Raw genomic sequence first — 3,026 nt, 5'->3', positions numbered from 1 at the left:
CTCCCCGCGCTGAACGTGAGCCCACCGCCCGAAACAGAAAAGGCCCCTCCTCCCTCCTTGCCCCTGTCGGAAACTCCGCCCCAGCTCCCGGCCGTGCGCCCCGCCCAAGAGGCAAAGATCCAGGGCGATAATTTCCGCATCACAGACGACCACCTGGGCGAGGGCGGACCCAAGGAGAAGTTCCGGGCTAACCTGGACGCCATCCGCACCCTGAAGGCCATCGAGGCAGAGGGACGCGGGGCCACGGCGGAGGAACAGGAAGTCTTGTCCCGCTATGTGGGCTGGGGCGGACTGCCGGACGCCTTTGACCCGGACAAGGAGAACTGGTCCAAAGAATACACGGAGCTGAAGGAGGCCCTGACGCCGGAGGAGTACGAATCGGCCCGGGGTTCCGTCCTCAATGCCCACTACACCAGCCCCGCCGTCATCCGCGCCGTCTATGAGGCTCTGGAGCACATAGGCTTCCAGCATGGCAACATCCTGGAGCCATCCTGCGGCGTGGGCAGCTTCTTCGGCTGTCTGCCAGAGAGCATGGCCGGGTCGAAACTGTACGGCGTGGAGCTGGACAGCATCAGCGGCCGCATCGCAAAGCTGCTCTACCCCAGGGCCCATATCACCGTGGCCGGCTTCGAGACCACGGACCGGCGGGACTTCTACGACCTTGCCGTGGGTAACGTACCCTTTGGAAATTACCAGGTGAACGACCGGGCCTACAACAAACTGGGCTTCTCCATCCACAACTACTTCTTCGCCAAGGCCCTGGATCAGGTGCGCCCCGGCGGCATCGTGGCCTTCCTCACCAGCCGCTACACCATGGACGCCAAGGATTCCGCCGTGCGCCAGTATCTGGCCCAGCGGGCGGACCTGCTGGGGGCCATCCGCCTGCCCAACAACGCCTTCAAGGCCAACGCCGGCACGGAGGTAGTGTCGGACATCCTGTTCCTGCAAAAGCGGAGCACCCCGCAGGTCACGGAGCCGGAGTGGGTGCAGACCCAGGATACGCCGGAGGGCTTCATGGTCAACCGCTATTTTCAGGAACACCCGGAGATGGTGCTGGGCCAGCCCGCAGCCGAGAGCACCCAGTACGGCAAGCAGGACTACACCGTGGCGCCCATCCCCGGCGCGGACCTTGCACAGCTGCTCCACGATGCGGTGGGTCATGTCCAGGGCCGCTATGCCGGGGCCGAGCCGCCGGAGCTGGAGGATGGGGCAAAGCCCGCCGCCACGCTTCCCGCCGACCCCGGTGTGAAGAACTACTCCTATGCCCTGGTAGGCGGCCAGGTGTACTACCGAGAAAACAGCGTCATGGTCCGCCCGGAGTTGACCGCTTCGGCGGAGGGACGTGTCAGGGGCATGATCGCCCTGCGGAACTGCGTACACGGCCTTATCGCCTTCCAGATGGACGAGCACAGCACAGACGCCGCCATCCAGGCCAAGCAGCAGGAATTGGGCCGCCTGTACGACGCCTTCTCCGCCCGGTACGGCCTTATCAACGACCGGGCAAACCGGCAGGCCTTCGACAAGGACAGCGCCTACTACCTGCTCTGTTCCCTGGAGATTCTGGACGATGAGGGTAAACTGAAGCGCAAGGCGGACATGTTCACCAAGCGCACCATCCAATCCCACCGGGCCGTGACCCATGTGGACACCGCCGCCGAGGCCCTTGCCGTTTCCATCGGAGAGCGTGCCCGGGTGGACCTGGAATTTATGGCCCAGCTCATGGGCGGCAGAGAGCACATCCCCCAAATCGTGAGCGACCTGTCCGGCGTCATCTTCAAAGACCCGGCGACCGGTCCCTTTGACTTCTCCGAACAGGGCGAACATTGGGACAAGGGCTGGGAAACGGCGGACGAGTACCTCTCCGGCAACGTGCGCCGGAAGCTCCGTGCCGCACAGAGGATCGCGGAGCAGGACCCTTTCTTTGCCGGGAATGTGGAGGCGCTCCAGGCCGTCCAGCCCCGGGACCTGGACGCTTCGGAAATCGAGGTGCGCCTGGGCGCTACCTGGATTGACCAGTCCTATATCCAGCAATTCATGTACGAGGTGTTCCAGACCCCGGCACGCCTGCGTCAGTACATCCGTGTGCTGTATTGCCGGCAGACGGCGGAGTGGTCCATCACCGGAAAGGGCACCGTCCCATACAACGATGTGGCCGCCTGGACTACTTACGGCACTGACCAGACCAGCGCCTATAAAATCCTGGAGGACAGCCTGAACCTGCGGGATGTCCGCGTCTATCGGACGGTAAAAGATCCGAATGGGCAGGAGCGGCGTGTGCTGGACAGCAAAGAGACCACCCTGGCCTCACAGAAACAGCAGGCTGTTCGGAACGCCTTCCGGGACTGGCTCTGGAGGGACCCGGAGCGGCGGCAGGCCCTGGTACAGCAGTACAATGAGCAGATGAACTGCATCCGGCCCCGGGAATATGATGGGAGCCACATCACCTTCAGCGGCATCAACCCGGCCATTCAGCTCCGGCCCCATCAGCTCAACGCCATCGCCCGGGTGCTGTACGGCGGCAACACACTCCTGGCCCATGAGGTGGGTGCGGGCAAGACCTTCGAGATGGTCGCTGCCGCCATGGAATCCAAGCGCCTGGGCCTGTGCCAGAAGTCCATCTTCGTGGTGCCCAACCACCTGACCGAGCAGACCGCCTCGGAGTTCCTGCGGCTCTATCCCTCCGCCAACATCCTGGTGACAACCAAAAAGGACTTCGAGAAGCGCAGCCGCAAGAAGTTCTGCGCCCGCATCGCCACCGGGGACTATGACGCCGTCATCATCGGCCAAAGCCAATTCGAGAAGATACCCATGAGCCCGGAACGGCAGAAGCGGATGCTGGAAGAACAAATCGACGACATCGAAGAAGGAATCCTGGAGGTCAAGAGGGCCAAGGGCGAACGGTTCACAATCAAGCAGCTGGAGCACACGCGGAAGTCTCTGAAGGCCCGGCTGGAAAAGTTGCAGGCCAACCACCGCAAGGACGATGTGGTGACCTTTGAACAGCTGGGCGTTGATCGGATGTTCGT

The 3,026-nt window shown here is 63.1% G+C and carries 1 protein-coding gene; it reads left to right on the top strand.

All coding sequences use genetic code 11. The features are described from left to right. On the top strand, nucleotides 1-3,026 hold a 3,026-nt coding region (locus B5G42_RS17390; RefSeq protein WP_162611148.1), incomplete at both ends, for a DEAD/DEAH box helicase family protein.

It is taken from the genome of Flavonifractor sp. An91 (assembly GCF_002159225.1).
Classification (GTDB): Bacteria; Bacillota; Clostridia; order Oscillospirales; family Oscillospiraceae; genus Flavonifractor; species Flavonifractor avicola.
This window is presented reverse-complemented; position numbering and strand designations above follow the sequence as displayed.